Here is a 20,636-nt window from a genome sequence, read left to right on the forward strand (position 1 = left end):
CGGGAGCGCGCAGCACCGGGATTCCGTCGACGCCAGGCGCTGCGGGAAGATGCGAGGTGGCGCCCACGTCCCTGTGCCGGCCCGCTTGCACCCAGGCCAGCCGCCAGCGCTAGGACGAAGCAACGTGCCCTGGGGCTATCGCTTCCCGAGCAAGTTCGACCGAATCCTATCGGCGAACCAGACCACGAAGATCGCGGCGAACGAGAGAGCGAAGTACAGCACGGTCCACAGCAGTGCGTTGCCGGCATTCGACATGTGCGTCCTCCCTTGCATCAGAAATCAATCTTTTGCCGGGGAGGGTAGCCTTGGCCGCGACGGCGGGTTTGCGCCAGATCAATTTTGCTGCTCTGCGGCGGCGAAAAAGTCTACAGCCGAAACTCGTTGGTGAGCTCGCCGATGCCGTCGATCGCGACGGTCACCGTGTTGACGGGCTCCTTCATCACGCCGACGCCGACCGAGGTGCCGACCGCGATGAGGTCGCCGGGCGAGAGGGTCATGTCGTGGGAGATCCTGCTCACCAGCTCCTGCGCGCTGAAGATCATGTCCGAGATCGGGTAGTTCTGCCGCTCCGCGCCGTTGAGGATGGTGCGAACCGTGAGTTTTGCCGGATCGAGACCGGTCGCGATCACGGGACCGAACGGGCCGTAATCGTCGATGCCCTTGGCGCGGGCCCATTGGGCGAAGGTGGGGTCGCGCGTCAGGATGTCGTTGGCGGTAATGTCGTTGACGCAGGTGTAGCCGAAGATGAAGCCGTCGGCCTCATCTGGCGAGACACGGGCGCAGGTCCTGCCGATGACAATGCCGAGCTCGCCCTCATAGGTGGTCTTGCCGTCGTAATAAGAGGGGCGGCGGATCACGGCGCCGGGTGCGGCGATGCTGGTGGTGGCCTTGAGCAGGTACAGCGGCTCCGGCGGTTCAGGCTGGTTCAGCTTGGCCGCGAGCGCGTGGAAATTATTCCAGAGCGCGACGATCTTGCTGGGCACGCAGGGCGCAAGCAGCTCGACCTCCGAGAGCGCCAAAATCTTGCCCGTTGCGGCGTTGCGACCGAACATGTCGCCCTCGTGCACGGTGATGCCGGAGGACGTCAGCGTGCCGAAGCCCGTCGTCCCGGCATGGCGGAAGCGCAGCCATTTGGTCACGCTCGTCATCACGCCACCGCCAGTGCGCGCGGATCAGCCGGTGTCGAGACGCCGTCATAGAGGCCGGCGATGCGGGCGCGCTGCGTCACCATGGCCAGCACCGAATCCAGCGCGGGCGTCGGGATGCCGGTGAGCCGGCCCATCTCCTGCACCACGGTGACGAGCGGATCGATCTCCATCGGGCGACCGCGCTCGAGATCCTGCAGCATCGAGGTCTTGTGCGCACCCACCTTGCGCGCCCCCTCGATGCGGCGCTCGACGTCGACGCGGAACTTGACGCCGAAGGTCTCGGCGATGGTTTGCGTCTCCATCATGATCGCGCGCGACAGTGCGCGCGTGGCGGGATCGGTGCAGATCACGTCGAGCGTGGCGTGGGTCAGCGCACTGATCGGGTTGAAGCAGACATTGCCCCAGAGCTTCAGCCAGATCTCGTCGCGGATGCGGTCGAGCACGGGAGCCTTCAGGCCGGCGGCGACGAAGAGATCGGCGAGATGCTGCACGTCGGAGGTGATTTCGCCCGAGGGCTCGCCGAGCGGAAAGTTGTTGCCGTAGACGTGGCGGATCACGCCGGGCGCCTCGATCTCGGTGGCGGGATAGACGATGCAGCCGATGGCGCGCTCGGCCCCCAGCTCACGCCATTGCCGGCCGCCGGGATCGATGCTCTCCAGCGTCGAGTTCTCGTATTGGCCGCCGTGCTTGTAGAAGTACCAATAGGGAATGCCGTTGACGGCGGTGACGATGCGGGTGTGAGGCCCGAGCAGCGGCTGCATCTTTTCGATTACGCCGGTGATCGAATGGGCCTTCAGCGTGATGATGATGAAGTCCTGCACGCCGAGCTCGGTGGGGTCATCGGTGCAGCGCGGATGAACGGTGTGCTTCTCCTCGCCCGCGAGCAGCGTCAGGCCGCGCTCGCGCATGGCGGCAAGGTGCGCGCCGCGTGCGATCAGGCTGACGTCGGCGCCCGCGCGCCCGAGCTGAACCCCGAGATATCCGCCGATCGCGCCGGCGCCGTAGATGCAGATCTTCATGAAATCCTCGCGAGCAGAGACGGATTTTGGGACGAAAGATCCGGTCCGGCTCGGAAGGATCCGAGCCGGGGCCGGCAGTCGCAGGGGGAAGTTTTGCCGCTCTAAAGCGCGATGCGCTTTAGTTTATTGTTTGAGCATGATCTTGTCGGAAAACCGCTGCGCACTTTTCCGGATCATGCTTTAAGCCGCCGCTTGCGGCGTGCCGTTGAGCGCCTCATCCATCGCCGCGGCGATGTCGCGCATGCTGATGACGGAGACGAGGCTGTAATCGTCGATCACGGGCAGATGGCGGATATGATGACGGTTCATCAGATGCCGGACGTGCTCGATCGTGTCGGTGGAGGTGCAGGACACCAGCTGCTGCACCGAGACCAGCTGGGAGACCTTGACGTTGACGGCGCCCGCGCCGTGCTCCGCGACGGCGCGCACCACGTCGCGCTCGGTGAACATGCCAACCGCGGTGTTGCCCTCGGAGCGGACCACATCCTTGACCACCAGCGCGCTGATATTGTTGGCGCGCATCAGCTTGGCCGCGATCCCCACCGTTTCGTTCATACGTACCGTGACAACGCGCGGCGTCTTCTTGCGCAGAATGTCTCCGACCAGCATTGCAACCTCCCTGGGTGAGTGGTGAGGAAGTGTGGTATACATAATGCCAATCGTCAAGCGCTGGATTTGGCGGATCCGAAAAATCTTGCGACAGGCGTACTGACATTATCGCCGTGCCCAAAAAGAAAGGGGCGCATCGCTGCGCCCCTCTGCAAGCCGGCAAGGTGCGGCGCCTTACGCCGTCTCGGTCTTGGCGGTTCCGCTTGCGGTCTCCGTGCGCTCGGCTTCCTGGCCGAGGATGAAGGCGCGGCGCAGCGGCTTGATCACGAGCAGCGCCATCAGCGCCGCCGTGGCGTTCAGCGCCACCGCCACCACGAATACGGCCTTCCAGCCATAGGCGGTCGAGATCACGCTCGCGAGCGGGACGAGCAGGGAGGCCGTGCCCTTCGCGGTGTAGAGCATGCCGTTGTTGGTGGTTGCGAACTTCGCACCGAAGGTGTCGCCGCAGGTCGCGGGGAACAGCGAATAGATCTCGCCGAACACGCCGAAATAAACCGCGGTGGCCAGCACGAAGACGACAGGCACCTGGCCATAGGCCGAGAGCGTCAGCAGCATCAAGGCCGCGGTGCCGAAGGCGATGAACATGGTGGGCTCGCGGCCGATCGTGTCGGAGACCCAGCCGAAGAAGGGTCGCCCGAATCCGTCGAAGATGCGGTCGAGCGAGATCGCGAAGGTCAGCGCCGCCATCTGGAAGCCGGCGAGCGTCACCGGCTTGTCGGCGATCTTGAAGTCGTGTGCGATCGGGGCGATCTGCGCCGCAGTCATCAGTCCGCCGGAAGCGACCATGACGAAGACGAGATACATCGCCCAGAAAACAGGGCTGCGCAGCACTTGCGGCGGGGTGAAATCGATCCTGGTCTGCGGCAGGTTGATCTGCTTCTTCTTCGGCGGAATGGAGAGGCGCGGCGGCTGGATGAAGAAGGCGAGCACGAACACGACGAGGCCCTGGGCGATGCCGAAGGTGAGGAAGGCGTGCTGATAGCCGCTCGAGGCGATCATGCTCGCGATCGGCACGATGGTGATCGCGGCCCCTGCGCCGAAGCCGGCGGCGGTCGCGCCCGCCGCGAGGCCGCGGCGGTCGGGAAACCATTTCAGCGCGTTGCCGACGCAGGTGCCGTACACGGCACCCGCGCCCATGCCGCCGACGATCGCCGCCGCATAGAGCAGGGTGAGGCTGTCAGCGGAGGCGTTGAGGATCCAGGACAGTGCGATCATCACGCCGCCGAACATGATGACGATGCGCGGGCCGTATTTGTCGACGAACCAGGCCTCGACCGGCACCAGCCAGGTCTCGGTGACGACGAAGATGGTGAAGGCGAGCTGGATCGCGGTGCGCCCCCAGTGGTGGGCGGCATCGATCGGATCGACGAACAGCGTCCAGCCATATTGCAGATTGGCGATCATCGCCATGCAGACGATGCCCATGCCGAGCTGGAGCCAGCGGAAACCGGTGCGAAGCGGCGCGGCGGTGACGGCGCCGTCCGGGCTGGAAATCATCGAGAACCTCCCAGCGCCTGATTGTCCGTGACACAGGATCGCAAGACGACCTGGTGTCGCGAGTATTGTGGCTTATCGTCGCAGGCGCGGCGCGGAGATTGGTATACGATATTCCAGATTGCAAGCCCTAATTTGTCACTTCTTGGTGGCTCCGCCCGCGCCCCGGCGAGGCGATGCGACGATCGCCAAAGAAAAACGCCCGGCCGTGAGGCCGGGCGTCGTGCTTGCTGAATTGTATCGCCAGTCAGATCGTCGATTTCGCGACCACGACCTTGCGCCAGGGCTTGAGCACCGCGATCGCCAGCACCGAAGCCAGGATGTTGGCGCCGGCCGCGATGATGAACACGCTGTCCCAGGTCCCCGATGTCTGCTGCATGTAGTTGGCGATCGGCACCAGCAGCGCGGCGGTGCCCTTCGCGGTGTAGAGCAGGCCGGCATTGGTGGTCGCGAACTTGGTGCCGAACGTGTCGGTGCAGGTCGAGGGGAATAGTGAGTAGATCTCACCCCAGGCGAAGAACACGAAGCCCGAGAGCAGCACGAACCAGACCGGATCGTGACCCCAGAGGTAGAGCATCCAGATGCCGAACCCTTCCATGCCGAAGGCGATGAACATCGTGTTCTCGCGGCCGATCATGTCGGAGATCCAGCCGAAGAACGGACGCGTCAGGCCGTTGAGCACGCGGTCGATCGTGGCCGCGAAGGTCACCGCCGTCATCGTCACCGCCATCAGCGTGACCGGGACGCTGTCGACCTTCCAGTCAACCGCGATCGGCTTCAGGTTCGCGGTGACCATCAGTCCACCCGCGCCGACGATCACGAACATGAAGTACATCAGCCAGAAGATCGGCTGGCGCAGCACTTCGGTCGGCTGATAGTTGCGCCGGGTCTGGATGATATTGGCATTCGCCACCACGTGCGGCACCTGGCCCGCTTTCGGCGCGAGCAGGAAGAAGGCGAGGAGGCAGATGATGATGCCTTGCCCGAGGCCGAAATAGAGGAAGGTGGTCTGGAATCCGCTGTCCTTGATCATGGCCTGGATCGGCGCCACGGTCAGCGCGGAGCCTGCCCCGAAGCCGGCCGCCGTGATGCCGGCCGCAAGACCGCGCTTGTCCGGAAACCATTTCAGCGCGTTGCCGACGCAGGTGCCGTAGACGCCGCCGGCGCCGATGCCTGCGATGATCATGCCGAGATAGTAGCCGTTCAGCGAGGTCGCCTGCGCGTTGATCGCCCAGCCGATAGCGCAGAGCACGCCGCCGACCAGCACCACGATGCGCGGGCCGTATTTGTCGACGAACCATCCTTCAACCGGCACCAGCCAGGTCTCGAACAACACGAAGAGCGTGAAGGCCCATTGGATCGAGGCACGATCCCAGCCGAACGTCTTCTGGATGTCGGGGACGAAGAACGTCCAGCCATATTGGTAGTTGGCGATCATCACCATCGCCGCCACACCGATCGCCAATTGCGCCCAGCGATAGGCATCGCTTACGCGCGCGGCACTCGGGGCCGCTGCTGCCGACTGCACCATGTCCGTCATCAAAAACCCTCCCAAACGCGCCCATCATTTTTATGCATGCGCTGGCGCGCACTCTGGTATGCAATATGCCAAGATTCAAGCGAGGACGGGAGGGTGCGGCGAAATAGCGCGGGCTTGTTCACATGCGCTATGAGCGCGGAAATGTAAAGCCCGATCGCGTCGGCGTGATGGCGGCGATTGCAGTTGATTAAAGCTAAGAGGCTGTTTTTACAGCGCTTTATCTCGGATCGGCGACGTCGCGGGGCGTTGTTGAAAGCCTATGCACTTGGCGTTCTTGCAGGCCTGCATTGGTCGCGTGCGCCGAGGCGCCGTCGGCGGGGGACGGCGCAATCTCTGGAATTCTATATTCCAGAAGTCTGGAGTGCGGCAATTTGGCGTCGGTACCGATGCGGATTGCGCAGATCCCCCTCACGCCATCGACGTGCGCAGCCGGCTGTAGCCTTCCTGGATCGCGGACCAGAACAGGGCGACCAAGCCGAGCGCCATGATGGTGCTGACGAGGCCGTTGGAGAAGAACACCCCGAGCGATCCTTGCGAGCCCAGCAGCGATTGTCGGAAGGCTTCCTCGGCCTTGTCGCCGAGCACGATGGCGAGCACCAGCGGCGCGAGCGGGTAATTGCACTTCTTCAGGAGATAGCCGATCACGCCGAACACCAACATCAGCATCACGTCGAAGGTGCTGTTGTGCACCGAATAGGCGCCGATCGCGCAGAGCACCAGGATCAACGGCGCGATGATGCCGAAGGGTACGCGCAGGATCGCGGCGAAGATCGGCACGCAGGTGAGTACGACGATGAGCCCGACGAGATTGCCGAGATACATCGAGGCGATCAGGCCCCAGACGAATTCCTTCTGCTCGACGAACAGCATCGGGCCAGGCTGCAGGCCCCAGATCAAGAGGCCGCCGAGCAGCACGGCGGCGGTCGGCGAGCCCGGCACGCCGAGCGACAGCATCGGCAGCAGCGCCGCGGTGCCGGCGGCGTGTGCGGCCGTCTCCGGCGCGATCACGCCCTCGATCTCGCCCTTGCCGAAATTGTTGCCGCGTCGCGCCAGCCGCTTGGCGATGCCGTAGCTCATGAAGGACGCAGGCGTCGCGCCGGCCGGGGTGACGCCCATCCAGCAGCCGATCAGGCAGGACCGCAGCGATGTCATCCAATAGGCGGGCAACTCGCGCCAGGTCTGGAGCACGACACGAAGGTTGATGCTGGCTTTGCCGCCGCGGAAGGCGAGCCCTTCCTCCATGGTCAGCAGGATCTCGCCGATGCCGAACAGGCCGATCACGGCGATCAGGAAGTCGAAGCCGTTGAGCAGTTCGGTGATGCCGAAGGTCAGCCGCAATTGTCCGGTGATCGAGTCCAGCCCGACCGCCGCGAGCGCAAAGCCGATCATCATTGCGGCGATGGTCTTGAACGGCGGCTCCTTGCTGAGGCCGACGAAGGAGCAGAAGGCGAGGAAATACACCGCGAACTTCTCCGCCGGCCCAAATCGAAGCGCAAAGCCCGCGACGAGCGGCGCAACCAGCGTGATCATGACGACGGCAAACAGCGCGCCGACGAAGGAGGAGGTAAAGGCCGCCGTCAGGGCCTCGCCGGGCTTGCCCTGCTGGGCCATCGGATAGCCGTCGAAGGTGGTCGCCACCGACCATGGCTCGCCAGGGATGTTGAACAGGATCGAGGTGATGGCTCCCCCGAACAATGCGCCCCAGTAGATGCAGGACAGCATGATGATGGCCGATGTCGGCGGCATGCTGAAGGTCAGCGGAAGCAGGATCGCGACGCCGTTGGCGCCCCCGAGCCCCGGCAGCACGCCGATGAGGACGCCGAGCGTGATGCCGATCACCATCAGCATGATGTTGTAGGGCTGCAGGGCGACCGCGAAGCCGTGAAACAGATTGGCCAACTCTTCCATGTCAAAACGTCCTGCAGCAGCAATTGAATGGGTGGATGGGTCTCACAGGCCGAGCCATTCCTCGAGCGGCCCCTTGGGCAGAGGGACGAGGAACCAGCGCTCGAAAACGAGGTAAGTCACGACCGGCATGCCGACCGCCACCGCTGCGACGGTCAGCCAGCGATAGCCGCCGAGCCAGCGCATGAACCAGGCGATGAAGAGCATCGAGCCGACGTAAAGGCCGATGAACGGCATTGTGCCGACGTAGATGGCGGTCGGCACCACGACGCTCATGACCTGGCGCAGCTGCCCCCATTCGGCGAACAACCGTCCGTCATCGTCGCGCTGCGCGTTCCAGACGTTGATCGCACTCGCCGCGACGATGGCCGCGCCGATATAGAACGGGAAAAATCCGGCGCGCGGCCCCTCCGGGCCCCAATTGATGCCGGCCTTGAGGCTGCCGAAGATCACGATGAGGCCGAACACGCCGATCAGCAGCCCCATGCCGATTTCCAGCGTCTTGTGGGCGGGGCCGGATTCGGCTCGGGATCGTTCAGTCATGAGGCCTCCAGGCGGAAATGCAGTCTTTCGCAGTCGCTGCCGGCGCGAGGACGCGCAGCATCCTCGGCCGTCATCGATGCCAGGCTCAATTCGATGCGAGGAAGCCGGCTTCCTTCATCAGGCTTTCGTGCCGCTTCTCCTCCGCCTCGATCCACTTGGCGTAATCGGCGCCGGTCAGGAAGGTCGTGTTGAAGGCGCCGCTCTTCATGAACTCCTGCCACTCCGGCGTGGCGCGGACCTTCTTGAACAGCTCGACGTAATATTCGACCTGGTCCTTCGTGGCCTTGGGCGACATGAAGATGCCGCGCAGCATGAGATATTCCATCGCAAGGCCCTGCGACTTGCAGGTCGGAATATCCTTCCAGGCCTTGCCCTCGGCGATCGGCTCGTCATAGGCCATCGGCTGGGCGTCGAACACGCAGAGCGGACGGAGCTTGCCGCCGCGCCATTGCGCGACCGCCTCGATCGGGTTGTTGACGGTCGAATCGACGTGGTTGCCGACCAGCTGCACCGCGACTTCGCCGCCGCCCTTGTAGGGAATGTAGGTGAACTTGGCGTCGATGGCCTTCTCGATCCCGACCGTGATGATCTGGTCTTCCTGCTTGGACCCGGTGCCGCCCATCTTGAACGTGCCGCTTGGTGCCTTCTTCGCGGCCTCGACATAGTCCTTGACGGAGCTGTACGGCTTCTCGGCATTCACCCAGAGCACGAACTCGTCGAGCGCGAGCATCGCGACCGGAGTCAAATCCTTCCAGTTGAAGGGGATGCCCGTCGCCAGCGGCGTCGTGAACAGGTTCGACAGCGTGATGATGATCTTGTGCGGATTGTTCGCCGACGTCTTCACATCGAGGAAGCCTTCACCGCCTGCGCCGCCGGCCTTGTTGATGACGACCAGCGGCTGCTTCATCAGATTGTGCTTGGTGACGATGCCCTGGATGGTGCGCGCCATCTGGTCGGCGCCGCCTCCGGTACCCGCGGGCACGATGAACTCGACCGGACGGACCGGCTCCCAGGCGGCACGGCTTGCGGTGCTGCTCGCGCACGACATCACCATTGCCGCCAACGCGACATTCAGAACGAATGGCTTCATCTTGTTCACTCCCTGTCGAACCCTCAACGCAGCCGCTCTTTGTCGGCTTGCGTCAGCCCATCCCGAGTCACATGCCCCGGGATTACCCTTGCGGTCTAGCACCCATGGCAGTCCCGATAGAAACTGTATGAGCAGGGATAACGCGCGGCATCCGCATCTTTCGGCTAAGGCTTCGCCAAGGGCGCGGCAAAACTTGCCACTCGGCCTTCCGTCCTGCGTTACGCTTCCCCGTCCTTACACTTTTGAATCGTGCAACCATTCTTGTTTGAATGGATGGTATGCGAAATGCCAGTAGACAAACAACCGGAATCGTCGGTTGGCCTCGGCGGACTAATCGTCGCAGTTCCGCTCGCCTGCGAGGGAGGGCGCTGCCAAACAGAAATGGCCCCGACAGGCGGGGCCATTTGGTCAAATACCGTGTTTTTGGCTTCTGTGCCGTCGCCCGTTCGGTGAGGCAGCGAAGGCCTTCTTACAGGCCGAAACGCGGCAAGTCCCCGTTGCGATTGGAGATTTCGGCGCTCGCCAGCAGCAAGCCGTCGATCGCGCCCATCAGGCGGGCGAACAGCGAGGAGGAGGGCGCAAGAGCGACGGAAGCGGTCTTGGACATCGGAAATCCCTTTCTTGAGAACAGTCAGTCTTGCTGTCTCATTTCTGGGAACAATCTATGTATGCCAGATGCCAGCGTCCATGCTCTTGTTTGCATAGCAGCATTCTTTCTTCCGCATTGCGGCATAGGCGGTGAATCTTGGGCGGGCCGAGCGCCTTGACAGGGTCAGGTTGAATAGAGAATGTAATGTTATAACATTACATAGTGAGATGCCGTGTCTCGTTGTCCTCGGCCCATCCCCCTCAAGAGGCTGTTCGATCTCCATGCCCAAACTCCCCGTCACCGTCTTGTCCGGCTTCCTCGGGGCTGGAAAGACCACTTTGCTGAATCACGTCCTGAACAATCGGCACGGCTTGAAAGTGGCGGTAATCGTGAACGACATGAGCGAGGTGAACATCGATGCGGACCTGGTCCGCGATGGTGGTGCCAACCTCTCGCGGACTGATGAGAAACTGGTGGAGATGACCAACGGTTGCATCTGCTGCACCCTGCGCGACGATCTCCTGAGGGAAGTACGTGCGCTCGCCGAAAGCGGGCGCTTCGATTATCTGCTGATCGAATCGACGGGCATTTCGGAGCCGCTCCCGGTCGCAGCGACGTTCGATTTCCGCTCGGAAGAGGGCGAAAGCCTCTCCGATATCGCCCACCTGGACACGATGGTGACGGTGGTCGACGCCGCCAACCTGCTGAAGGACTATTCCTCGACCGAGTTCCTCGGCGAGCGCGGCGAGGCGCTGGACGGCGACAAGCGGACGCTGGTCGATCTCCTCGTGGAGCAGATCGAGTTCGCCGACGTGATCGTCCTCAACAAGGTGGACGATGCCTCGCCGCAACAGCGCGAGGCGGCACGGCAGATCATCCGCTCGTTGAATCCCGAAGCCGACATCATCGAAGCCAATCACAGCCGCGTGCCGTTCGACCGCGTGCTCAACACCGGCCGGTTCGACTTCCAGAAGGCCCAGCAGCATCCGCTCTGGTACAAGGAGCTCTATGGTTTCGCCCACCACGTGCCTGAAACGCAGGAATATGGCGTGAAGAACTTCGTCTACCGCGCCCGCCGGCCGTTCGATCCGGCGAAGTTCGACAAGTTCGTCAAGGCATCCTGGCCAGGCGTGATCCGGGCGAAGGGTCATTTCTGGCTGGCGACGAGGCCGCAATGGCTCGGCGAGATCAGCCAGGCGGGAGCGATCGTGAGGACCGAAGCGCTGGGGTTCTGGTGGGCGAGCGTTCCAAAGGAGCGGTGGCCGAACGATGAGGCCTGGCGCAAGCGGCTCGGCCAGTATTGGGACAAGCTGTACGGCGATCGTCGCCAGGAGATCGTGTTCATCGGCACCGGCATGGACGAAGCCGAGATCCGTGGCAGGCTGGACGCATGCCTTGTCCCTGATACGTCCACCATGGACATCGCCGCATGGTCCGCTCTCGCCGATCCGTTTCCGGCCTGGCGTCGAGGCGATCAGTCCAACTGATCGACGTGCCTGCCAGCCACGCGGCGTGAGGTCCGGGCTCGACCATCTCGGACCAGGTCTTGCAAGGGGACGGCAAAGCCGTTAGTGCTCTGCCCCCTTTCCAAGCATCATTCAGAGTGGTTCATGTCGAGCGCCTCGCCCGCCGTCTCGATCGGCATCGATTTTGGCACGAGCAACACGGTCGTTGCGCTGGCGGCGGACGACCGCCGGGTCGAAGCCATTCGCTTCGACCATGGCGGGCAGCGCCACAGCGTCTACGTGTCGGCCCTGTGCTTCTGGGAGGACCGGCCGGGCGCCGGTGCCCAGGCGGAGGGCGGGCCATGGGCGATCGAGCAGTTTCTCGAAGGACGCCACGTCTACCGTTTCCTGCAATCGTTCAAGACCTTCGCAGCGAGCTCGAGCTTCAACACCACGCAAGTCTTCCGGCAGCGCTACAAATTCGAGGACATCCTGGCGGCGTTCCTGCGCACGCTGGCGCGCCATGGCGGGGACAAGTTCGGCTTCGAGGCGGCGAACATCACGGTCGGCCGCCCTGTGCGCTTTGCCGGCGGCAATCCCGACGAGGCGCTGGCGATGCAGCGCTACCGCGCCGCGTTCGAGCGCTTGGGCGCCGGCCACGCGCGCTATGTCTACGAGCCCGTGGGCGCGGCATTCTCGTTTGCCCGCAGGCTGGAGCGCGATGCCACCGTGCTGGTGGCCGATTTCGGCGGCGGCACCAGCGACTTTTCCGTGATGCGTTTCTCGCGTACGGGCGGCGTTCTTCGCGCCGAGCCGCTCGGCCATGCCGGCATCGGCGTTGCCGGCGACACCTTCGACTATCGCATCGTCGACCACATCGTGTCGCCGCGGCTCGGCAAGGGCTCCAGCTTCCGCTCGTTCGACAAGGTGCTGCCGGTCCCGACCGGGCACTACACGAACCTGGCGCGCTGGCATCAGCTCGCGATGATGAAGAGCAACGGCGATCTGCGCGAGCTCCGCGAGCTCGCGCGCACCGCGCTGAAGCCCGAGCTGCTCGAGGACTTCATCACTATCGTCGATCTCGACCTCGGCTTTGCGCTTTACCGCGCGGTGTCCGACGCCAAGGTGGCGCTCTCGGCGCAGGACGAGGTGGACTTCCGCTTTAGGGGCGGCGGCGTCGACATCGGCGCGGCCATCACGCGGAAGAAATTCGAAGCCTGGATTGCCGACGACATCGCCCGGTTAGGTGCCACCGTCGACAAGGTGCTGGCCGAGGCCCGCATCGCCTCGCGCGAGGTGGAGAAGGTGTTTCTGACCGGCGGCACCTCGTTTGTGCCTGCGGTCCGAAAATTGTTCGCCGACCGCTTCGGCAACGAGCGCCTGATGTCCGGCGACCAGTTCGAGTCGATCGCCTATGGCCTGGCGCTGATCGGGCACAGTCCGGATCCCGAGCGCTGGACGGCAGGCGGTGCACCTGCCGCGAAGGCATAGCAGGCGGCGTTCGGCGTCTGTGCGGCGACGCTGTTCGATCGCTATTTCTGCTGAATTCGGTTCAGGTAGTCGATCACGGCGAGAATCCGAGTCCGCACGACGACCTCCGGGTTCTGCTGCGGCCCTGCCTTTTGCCAGTAATAGGAATCCACGGCGTGAGGCAGGTTGACGATGGGGTTGAACCGCTCGCCCCAGATCGGCATTTCACGGGTGCCGTGCGCCGGGACCGATTTCGACCCATACAGGGTTTCGTAGACGGCGTTGGTGGGAAACACCCCGTTGTTGTTCTTGGTCAGCACGGTCAAGTCGGAAGGCCGGGTCTTGAGCTGGCTGCCGACGGGTCCGTTGCCCCTCGCGTCAGTGCCATGACAGCTCGCGCACGAAGACTGAAATTCCGCCTTGCCGATATCGACGTCTTCGCCCTTGGCGGCGGTGGCGAAACCGGCGGCAAGACCGGCAATGATCAACCATTCGACAGCAGATCGCATCATTTCGCCTCCGACGCGCGCAGGGAAGACGTCTGCTCCTAGCCGCTTCGCCGTCTTGACGGCTTGATGCATATCAAGACTGCACACCAGTGCCGCCGCGTGGGCAAAGGCGCGCTCCGCCGTGCGCGCCATCTGGCAAGTGCCGTTGGGTGGGCAAAGGCGCGCTCTTCGCGCGCCGTGCCCACCATCTTTGCGAGGTTGAGAGACCGTTGGTGGTGGGCACGCTTCCGCCTTCGCTCGTCGAGCTACGGCGGACAAGTCGCTTGGCCCACCCTACCATACTGACCGCTATTCATTGATCTCCGGCTCGACGAGCCTGGCCAGATTACGCAGCGATTCCTGCCAGCCGAGATAGCACGCCTCCGGTGGAATGACGTCGGGGATACCGGCCTGCGTGATGTCGATCTCGGTGCCGACCGAGACTTTCTTCAGGATCACGGTCACCTGGATTTCGCCGGGCAGGTTGGGGTCGTCGAATCTGTCGGTGTAGCGGAGACGTTCGCCCGGCACGAGCTCGAGATATTCGCCGCCGAACGAATGGCTGTTGCCCGTCGTGAAGTTCCGGAACGACATCTTGAACGTGCCGCCGACCTTGGGCTCGAAATGTTGCACGGTGCAGGTAAAGCCGTTCGGCGGAAGCCATTTCGCCATCGCGTCGGCTTCCAGGAAGGCGCGATAGACTTTCTCCGGGCTGGTGGCGAGAACGCGGTGCAGGCGGACGGTATTGGGCATGGTTGTTATCCTCAGTGTTGATGGGCCCGAGCTGGCCTCTATGGCCCATTCATGTCACGAGGACGACCGGGACGTCGCTGATCCGACAGGACTTTGCGGATTTTTTGTCGCGGGTGCCGGGACCGCGAACCCCTCATATGCGAGAACCCTGCCTGCGCAGGGACCGCAGAGCGCAGAAGCTCTCTCCTGGTTTAACCGCGCACGTGAGGAACACGGAGCGTATCGGCTTGTTGTTCGCGATCAGAACAGGAGACAGTCAGATGATCAAGAAGCTCATGCTGGGCGCAGTGATCGCCTCGATGATGGGATCCACCGCAATGGCGCAACCCAGTCAGCAACAGGGAGGCGCGCAATCCGGGGTGGGCGGAACAAGCGACACCACGAAGAACAATGACAAAACCAAAGGCGGCATGACGACCGGGACCTCGTCGACCGGCACCACGGACGGCTCGGGCAGCAGCACCCCTGGCGGACAATCCTCCAAGAAGAGCTCGACGCCCAAATGAGTTCAGGAGGCGCTCATTGTCGGTCTACGACCAAACGATGGGCGCAAACTTCAAGCCGCGGCAAGGAAGTTCTTTGCGGAGCAGCGGCGCGCTCTTTGATCGGCTCGGCCTAGGCCCCAACGTCATTCGGTGTCATTGTGAACGCCAATCTGTAACGACCTGGCGTCGGACCATCCTGCGCGCCCGCTCTTTGAAGCGATGGCGGCGAGAGCTGTCCGGCGATGACAGCGTCAACCGCATCGATATCGTAACCTGACACCAGAATGATCCAGTCGGCGGCACCGTCATTGCCGCGGATTTGCTGTTCAGTGGTGGGCGAACTCGTCTTGGGCGTATCGGTCAGGAGGAGGTGGGCGCCCGTCAGCCCCGGCTTGGAGGCGAGAGCGCCAAGCGTATCGAGAAGGTGGGCCTGTAGCTCGGCGGCCCGTCCGTTGAGCGGCGACAGCCTGATGGTGGCGAGCGCGCCTGCGATGCCGCCGCCAAAGCTCGCGGCGATCCGGCACTGGCTGCGCACCATGCCGAGATGATGTGGCATCATCTTCGTCGACCACGGCGTCGGCGCATTGAGCCGGTCGAGATATCCCTTCGACGTGAGAACGCCGTAGTGCTCGAGCTCGTAGAGCACGAAGAAGCCCTCGGCATCCGTCGCGCTGGTCCAGCGCGAACCCCGGCGAAAGCCGGGAATGCTCATCCGCTCGGGAAAGTGCTCGTGCGAATGCCAGTCACCGAACTCGCTGCGCTGCTCCGGGCGGACACTCCACCACATCGCGACGGCGGCCTTGCCGAGCAGTGACATGCTGACCTCCCTGCCTTGCGCGGGGCTATCGCATTTGAAAGCTTCTCCTTGCGGCCATCCTTCGAGATGCCCGCTTTAGGCGGGCTCTCAGGATGAGGGCTGAGTGCGCGCAGGCCGCCACTAGTCATATGCGATAGCCCTGACTTTCTTGCGGACACTTTGCCTCAACACCAACAGCGGCGGCAAGGTGTCTCCGCCTGGCAAGCCGCAGCCACGACACGATCGGAGGCGATCATGGTGCGTGGTGGACGCGAGCCAGCCGAGCGCCGGACTGCGCGTCCGATCACATCGGCTCGCCGACATCGCGGCGATAATGCCTCGGCGAAGTTCCGAAGCGGCGGCGGAAACAGCGGTTGAAGTAGGACACCTCGTTGAATCCGCAGGCATAGGCGATATCGCTGATCTTCGATCGGTTGTAGCGGGAATCGAGCAGCATCTTCCGTGCCTTCTGCAACCGCAGCTCGGTGACACGTTCGGTAAAGCTCGATCCGGTCTCCTGCAGCAGTTCCTGGACGTAACGCGGCGAAAGCCCTAACTTGCGTGCAAGTTCGCTCGGCGAAAACGACGGATCAGCGAAACGCCCCCTGATATCTGCGATCACGTCCTGCAGCCGCGCGGCACGCAACCCGCGCCGCGTCGCAAGCTCGGCTGAATCGCCGCGGGCGCCGAGGGCCAGCGCGACCAGATCGATGAGATGCGTGCCGATGTTCTCCTTCAGCACGAGGTCGGCATCGATGTCGGAGTCGATGACGATGGCGAGATAGCGCTCCAGGTGACGCAAGGCCGGCGATGCAGCCAACGGCGTCAAGGCAAGGTCCTCGAAATTCGGCAGCCGCTCGGCCAGCAGCGCGCGCGGCACCGTGATGCCGCGAAAGGCGATCGGCCCATCAAGTTGCGACGCGATCGGCGCGGCGTTGGTATAGAGCATCGCCTCCCCCGCGCCGCGAATGGCTTCGCGGCCTTCCTGCCTGATCAGCGTACTCACACCGTTGAACGTGGTGCCGATGATGTAGTCGCCGCGGGTATCGGCTTCGACGTGACGCTGGGTACGAACTGCCGTCTGAATATTAGCCTCAAGCTGGGTGACCGCGATATCGCCGAGTTTCAGGAATTCGGACCGCGAGTAAAACGGCGCATCGGGAAAGAACGAAATGTCCGCCGCGCACAAATGGTCGGTGAACAGGTCGAGCCACAGCCGCTGGCGCGCACCTTCGTCAAGATGCGCGGGAAGCTGATCCGAAGCGAATACGACCTTGGACATCGTTGCACGGCAAAGTTCAGGTGTAACTTGATACCGCCGCAGAGTTTATCGCGGCGCAAGCGCTACGTGTGCGGTAAAGCGCCGCATTCTCTGCGAGAACCAATTGGCTGCGCGCGCCAGTCTAAGTCGAGCGCGTCGCTGTCAAACTTCGTCATGCTTTGAACGGGCGAATGTATCCACCGAGCAACATGGATTCCGAAAAGGGCAGACGATGCGGAATCGTTCAACTCGGGTGCAGGCCAGGACAAGAAGCCGATGGCCATGACGTGTCAGTAACTTAGCCATCAAACGACGGCGGCAAGGGCGTGGTGCGCTACGCCTTTTGACGGGGCGCGTTCCTGTGGTTTTGGAGCGCCTGCTTTGGAATTGGAATTGGGGGGTGGAGTGAAAAAGCTGACATCACTGACGGGCGCTTCATTGGCTGGCGCCTCGATCATGGTTTCTGCAGGAGCTCTGGCCGCCGACCTCTCTGTGAAGGCGCCACCCCGACCCGCTTGGGTGGATAGCTGGGCCGGGCCTTATATCGGCGCCTATTTCGGCGCGGGTGCCGGACGTGTGACGGAATCCTCGACGGGCCGTTTCGGTAACAGTTCTGTCTCGACAAACGCCGGTGTTGTGACGTCGAGCTCGACCCTGGCCGGAACGACTGCGAGCAATCTTGCGGGCGATGTGACCGGTTCGATGGTCGACCTGTTCGCGGGGTATAATTGGCAGGCCGGGAGTATCGTGGCGGGCGGACAGGTCGAAGGCACGGTCTTTTCCGATGTCGCGTTGAAGCCGTTCGGCAACGAGACGCTCAACAGCGTCAGCACCAACGTGCTGCTCGGGGCGGTGACCTCGACGGGTGCCCGCACTGCGATCGTGCAGAGCAACCAGCAGCTGCGCTCGCGGGTCGGGCTGATCGGCCGGGTCGGTTTTCTCGCGCGTCCGGATCTGCTGCTGTATGGCCTCGGCGGCCTCGAGCTCGGTCACTTTACCTTTGCCGACGGCGCCGATCCTTTCGGCGGTGACAACAACAAATGGGTGGCCGGCTACACGGTCGGCGCCGGCGGCGAGCTGAAGCTGACCGGCAATTGGTCGCTGCGCGGCGAGTATCGGTATCTGAACTTTGGCTTCAACCGGAGCGCAGCCGCCAGCTCAACGGCCAACTCGGCGACGGGCGCAACCACGTCCGTCTCGACTAGCAGTCAATCCTTTTCGTCACGCATAAATGCTGATTTCCACCTGGCCAAGATCGGTCTGGTCTACCAATTCGGTGATTCCGGGCCGCTGTCCGCAATGGCGGCGATACCTTCGGCAGCACGCGGGTCTTCATTCGCAGGCGCCTGGGGTGACAGCTGGGCCGGCCCCTATATCGGTGCTTACGTCAGCGCCGGCGCCGGACGGGCAAGGCAGACCTCCACGAGAATCGACGACGAAGGCAATGCCAGCAGTCTCGGCGGGTCGTCGGCGTTCACGCGATCAGGATTCGGCAATCTCGCCGGCGACATGACCGGTTCGATGGTCGATCTGTTCGCGGGCTACAATTGGCGAACCGGCAATGTCGTGGTCGGCGGGCAGATCGAAGGCACCCTGTTCAGCGACGTCACCACAAGGATGGTCGGCAACGAGGCATACAGCTCGGTGTCGAGCGACAACGGCGTCGTCACCTCGACAGAATCGGGGACGAACAGCATCGAGGACCGGCAGCAATTGCGCTCGAACGTCGGCGTGATCGGCCGGGCCGGTTATCTGGTGACACCGAATGTGCTGCTGTACGGCCTCGGAGGCCTGGCGCTGGGGCACCTGACCTATCCCGACAATTATCCCGACCCGGAAGCGCAGGTCAGCGACAAGAACGGCAAATGGGTGGCCGGTTATGTCGCGGGCGCGGGCGGCGAGGTCAAGCTGACGGACAGCTGGTCGCTGCGCGGCGAATACCGCTACATGCATTTCGGATATGACCGTAACGAGCCGTCAGGCAACTCGTCGACGTCCGTATCGGGCGGCGGCACCAACACGTCCACCAACAGCACCGTCCACCGGCGGCATATCGATGCCGATTTCCACGTCGGCAAGGTTGGACTGGTTTACCAATTCGGCGCGTCAGGCGCGCGGTCGGCGATGGCGGCACCGCCGGGCCCGGCCTGGAGCGACGGCTGGGCGGGACCCTATATCGGTGCCTATTTTGGTGCCGGTGCCGGACGTGCGGCGGAAACCATCGCAACGAACAACAGCAGGACCAGCACGACCACCAGCGTCGGGACCACGACCTCCACCAGCACTGAATCGGCGCGCGGCCGTCCCGTCGGGGACGTGACGGGCTCGATGGTCGATCTTTTCGCGGGCTACAATTGGCGCGCCGGCAATGTCGTGGCCGGCGGGCAGATCGAAGGCTCGGTGTTCTCCGACGTTACGTTCAACACCATCGGTCCTCAGACATTCACCTCAGTCGACACCTCGAACGGAGCTGTCACCTCGCGGTTCTCGGGCTCGCAAACCGCCGCGAGCCAGGCTCCGCAGCAGCTGCGTTCGAATGTCGGCGTGATCGGCCGGGCCGGTTATCTGGTGACACCGAACGTGCTGCTCTACGGCCTCGGGGGTCTGGCGCTGGGGCATTTCACTAACGCAGACGGGGACTTCAGCCGCGGCGATTCCAGCGGCAAGTGGGTGGCCGGCTACACATTGGGCGCCGGCGGCGAAGTGAAGCTGACAGGCAATTGGTCGCTGCGTGGCGAGTATCGCTATGCGCATTACGGCTTCGACCGCGACGAATCCAGCAAATTCGCATCGAACTCGCAATCGACCGGATCCTCCAGGACCTCTGTGTCCACCGACAGCACCCATCGTCAGATCAATGCCGATTTCCACACCGGGAAGATCGGCATGGTCTACCGGTTCGGTGAAGGCGGACCGCGTTCGGCCATGGCCGCGATGCCTGGCGCGCCCAGCGACCACTGGGCGGGCCCCTATCTCGGCGCCTATTTCGCTGCCGGCGCAGGCCGCGCCCGACAGAACCTCGCCTCGACGGCCGACTCCGCGCAGCAGAATTTCAATGGCGCCGTGCTAACGACGAATGGCGTCGTCAGCACGACGACCCGCGGCAATGCCGTCGGCGACACGATGGGCTCGATGGTCGACCTGTTCGCAGGCTACAATTGGCGAGCCGGCAATGTCGTGGCCGGCGGTCAGATCGAAGGCACGCTGTTCTCCGATGTCGCGTTCAAGACGGTCGGCGAGCAAACGAGGAATACCCGGCAAGTTTCCAACGGTGTCGTGACGACAGGTGTCAATCAGGTGGCGATGCAGGCCAGCGAGCAATTGCGCTCGAACGTCGGCGTGATCGGCCGGGCCGGCTATCTCGTGACCCCGAACTTGATGCTTTACGGTCTCGGCGGCCTGGCGCTGGGCCATTTCACTTTTCCCGATCCCGGCAATTTCGAAGGGCCCAACGGCAAGTGGGTGGCGGGTTATACGGCCGGCGCGGGCGGCGAGTTCAAGCTGACGCAGCGATGGTCATTGCGCGGCGAATATCGCTACATGCACTTCGACATCGACCGCAACGAGACACGGACCAGCTCGAGCACGCAGACCCTGGGCACCACGACCATTTTCAGGTCGAACGCAGACACCACGTCGCGAAAGACCAGTGCGGATATTCACATTGCGAAGATCGGTGCCGTCTATGGCTTCTGCTATTGCGACTAGGTGCACGGTGGCAAACGCGCATGCAGATGGTGGTTGCGATCACCTCTGTGAAATAGGCAGGCGAAAAGCCGCTACTGAATCGTTCCATGGGTGCGCCGCCTCTCGGCGCAATTTGAGGGAAGTCATGAAATCCATCGTCTCTGCTGCCCTTCTGGCCTCGGCTGTGTGTCTCTCCCACGCCGCCTCCGCGGCCGATCTTGCCAGGGCCTACACCAAGGCGCCGCCCGCGCCGGTCGCATTCAGCTGGACCGGTTTTTACGCCGGCGTGCATGGCGGTTATGGCTGGAGCGATC

The 20,636-nt window shown here is 63.3% G+C and carries 17 protein-coding genes; 4 read left to right on the plus strand and 13 right to left on the minus strand.

What is annotated here, in order from left to right; translation table 11 throughout:
• Positions 1-365 precede the first annotated feature (365 nt).
• The 9 genes from I6F37_RS23405 to I6F37_RS23445 all read right to left on the minus strand — a co-directional run bounded on the left by I6F37_RS23405 (position 366) and on the right by I6F37_RS23445 (position 9,955).
• Positions 366-1,148 (minus strand): fumarylacetoacetate hydrolase family protein, encoded by a 783-nt coding sequence (locus I6F37_RS23405; protein WP_081494522.1) that lies wholly within the window; start codon positions 1,146-1,148, stop codon positions 366-368.
• Positions 1,148-2,167, minus strand: coding sequence for a 2-dehydropantoate 2-reductase (locus I6F37_RS23410; RefSeq protein ID WP_036005733.1), 1,020 nt, complete (start codon positions 2,165-2,167; stop codon positions 1,148-1,150). Before I6F37_RS23410 ends, I6F37_RS23405 begins: the two co-directional genes overlap by 1 nt.
• 180 nt (positions 2,168-2,347) lie before the next feature.
• Positions 2,348-2,776 carry a CBS domain-containing protein gene (locus I6F37_RS23415; RefSeq protein WP_036005729.1) on the minus strand — a complete coding sequence of 143 codons (429 nt, stop codon included), beginning with the start codon at positions 2,774-2,776 and terminating at the stop codon, positions 2,348-2,350.
• A gap of 174 nt (positions 2,777-2,950) precedes the next feature.
• Entirely contained in the window at positions 2,951-4,273 is a 1,323-nt protein-coding gene (gene oxlT / locus I6F37_RS23420; RefSeq protein ID WP_036005726.1) for an oxalate/formate MFS antiporter, read from the minus strand.
• Between the two features lie 244 nt (positions 4,274-4,517).
• Positions 4,518-5,810, minus strand: a complete 1,293-nt coding sequence (gene oxlT / locus I6F37_RS23425; protein WP_036005723.1) for an oxalate/formate MFS antiporter — start codon at positions 5,808-5,810, stop codon at positions 4,518-4,520.
• A 408-nt stretch (positions 5,811-6,218) separates the two neighbouring features.
• Positions 6,219-7,718: a tripartite tricarboxylate transporter permease gene (locus I6F37_RS23430; RefSeq protein ID WP_036005721.1), complete on the minus strand. Its 1,500-nt coding sequence runs from the start codon at positions 7,716-7,718 to the stop codon at positions 6,219-6,221.
• A gap of 42 nt (positions 7,719-7,760) precedes the next feature.
• Positions 7,761-8,258, minus strand: coding sequence for a tripartite tricarboxylate transporter TctB family protein (locus tag I6F37_RS23435; protein WP_036005718.1), 498 nt, complete (start codon positions 8,256-8,258; stop codon positions 7,761-7,763).
• An 85-nt stretch (positions 8,259-8,343) separates the two neighbouring features.
• A complete protein-coding gene (locus I6F37_RS23440) occupies positions 8,344-9,348 on the minus strand; it encodes a tripartite tricarboxylate transporter substrate binding protein (protein WP_036005923.1) in 1,005 nt (334 codons plus the stop codon).
• Between the two features lie 469 nt (positions 9,349-9,817).
• Positions 9,818-9,955 (minus strand): hypothetical protein, encoded by a 138-nt coding sequence (locus tag I6F37_RS23445; RefSeq protein ID WP_193374960.1) that lies wholly within the window; start codon positions 9,953-9,955, stop codon positions 9,818-9,820.
• Positions 9,956-10,218: 263 nt separating this feature from the next.
• On the opposite strand from I6F37_RS23445, the gene zigA reads away from it, so the two are divergent.
• Positions 10,219-11,424, plus strand: a complete 1,206-nt coding sequence (gene zigA, locus I6F37_RS23450) for a zinc metallochaperone GTPase ZigA (protein WP_225152802.1) — start codon at positions 10,219-10,221, stop codon at positions 11,422-11,424.
• 123 nt (positions 11,425-11,547) lie between these two features.
• On the plus strand, positions 11,548-12,873 hold the full coding sequence (locus tag I6F37_RS23455; RefSeq protein ID WP_225111765.1) for an Hsp70 family protein: 1,326 nt from the start codon (positions 11,548-11,550) through the stop codon (positions 12,871-12,873).
• A gap of 41 nt (positions 12,874-12,914) precedes the next feature.
• Here the strand turns inward: I6F37_RS23455 and I6F37_RS23460 are convergent, their stop codons facing one another.
• Both I6F37_RS23460 and I6F37_RS23465 read right to left on the minus strand, forming a co-directional pair.
• Entirely contained in the window at positions 12,915-13,493 is a 579-nt protein-coding gene (locus I6F37_RS23460; protein WP_225111766.1) for a c-type cytochrome, read from the minus strand.
• A gap of 156 nt (positions 13,494-13,649) precedes the next feature.
• On the minus strand, positions 13,650-14,093 hold the full coding sequence (locus tag I6F37_RS23465; RefSeq protein WP_225111767.1) for an SRPBCC family protein: 444 nt from the start codon (positions 14,091-14,093) through the stop codon (positions 13,650-13,652).
• 260 nt (positions 14,094-14,353) lie between these two features.
• On the opposite strand from I6F37_RS23465, the gene I6F37_RS23470 reads away from it, so the two are divergent.
• A complete protein-coding gene (locus I6F37_RS23470; protein ID WP_036005707.1) occupies positions 14,354-14,599 on the plus strand; it encodes a hypothetical protein in 246 nt (81 codons plus the stop codon).
• 109 nt (positions 14,600-14,708) lie between these two features.
• Here I6F37_RS23470 and I6F37_RS23475 read toward each other — a convergent pair whose 3' ends face one another.
• Positions 14,709-15,395: a hypothetical protein gene (locus tag I6F37_RS23475; RefSeq protein WP_225111768.1), complete on the minus strand. Its 687-nt coding sequence runs from the start codon at positions 15,393-15,395 to the stop codon at positions 14,709-14,711.
• 283 nt (positions 15,396-15,678) lie between these two features.
• Positions 15,679-16,656, minus strand: a complete 978-nt coding sequence (locus I6F37_RS23480; RefSeq protein WP_109144350.1) for an AraC family transcriptional regulator — start codon at positions 16,654-16,656, stop codon at positions 15,679-15,681.
• Positions 16,657-17,040: 384 nt separating this feature from the next.
• Between I6F37_RS23480 and I6F37_RS23485 the strand changes: the two genes are divergently transcribed.
• Positions 17,041-20,343, plus strand: a complete 3,303-nt coding sequence (locus I6F37_RS23485; RefSeq protein WP_225152804.1) for an outer membrane protein — start codon at positions 17,041-17,043, stop codon at positions 20,341-20,343.
• Positions 20,344-20,636 lie beyond the last annotated feature (293 nt).

Origin of the sequence: Bradyrhizobium sp. NBAIM08 (assembly GCF_020193935.1) — a bacterium.
GTDB lineage: Bacteria > Pseudomonadota > Alphaproteobacteria > Rhizobiales > Xanthobacteraceae > Bradyrhizobium > Bradyrhizobium yuanmingense.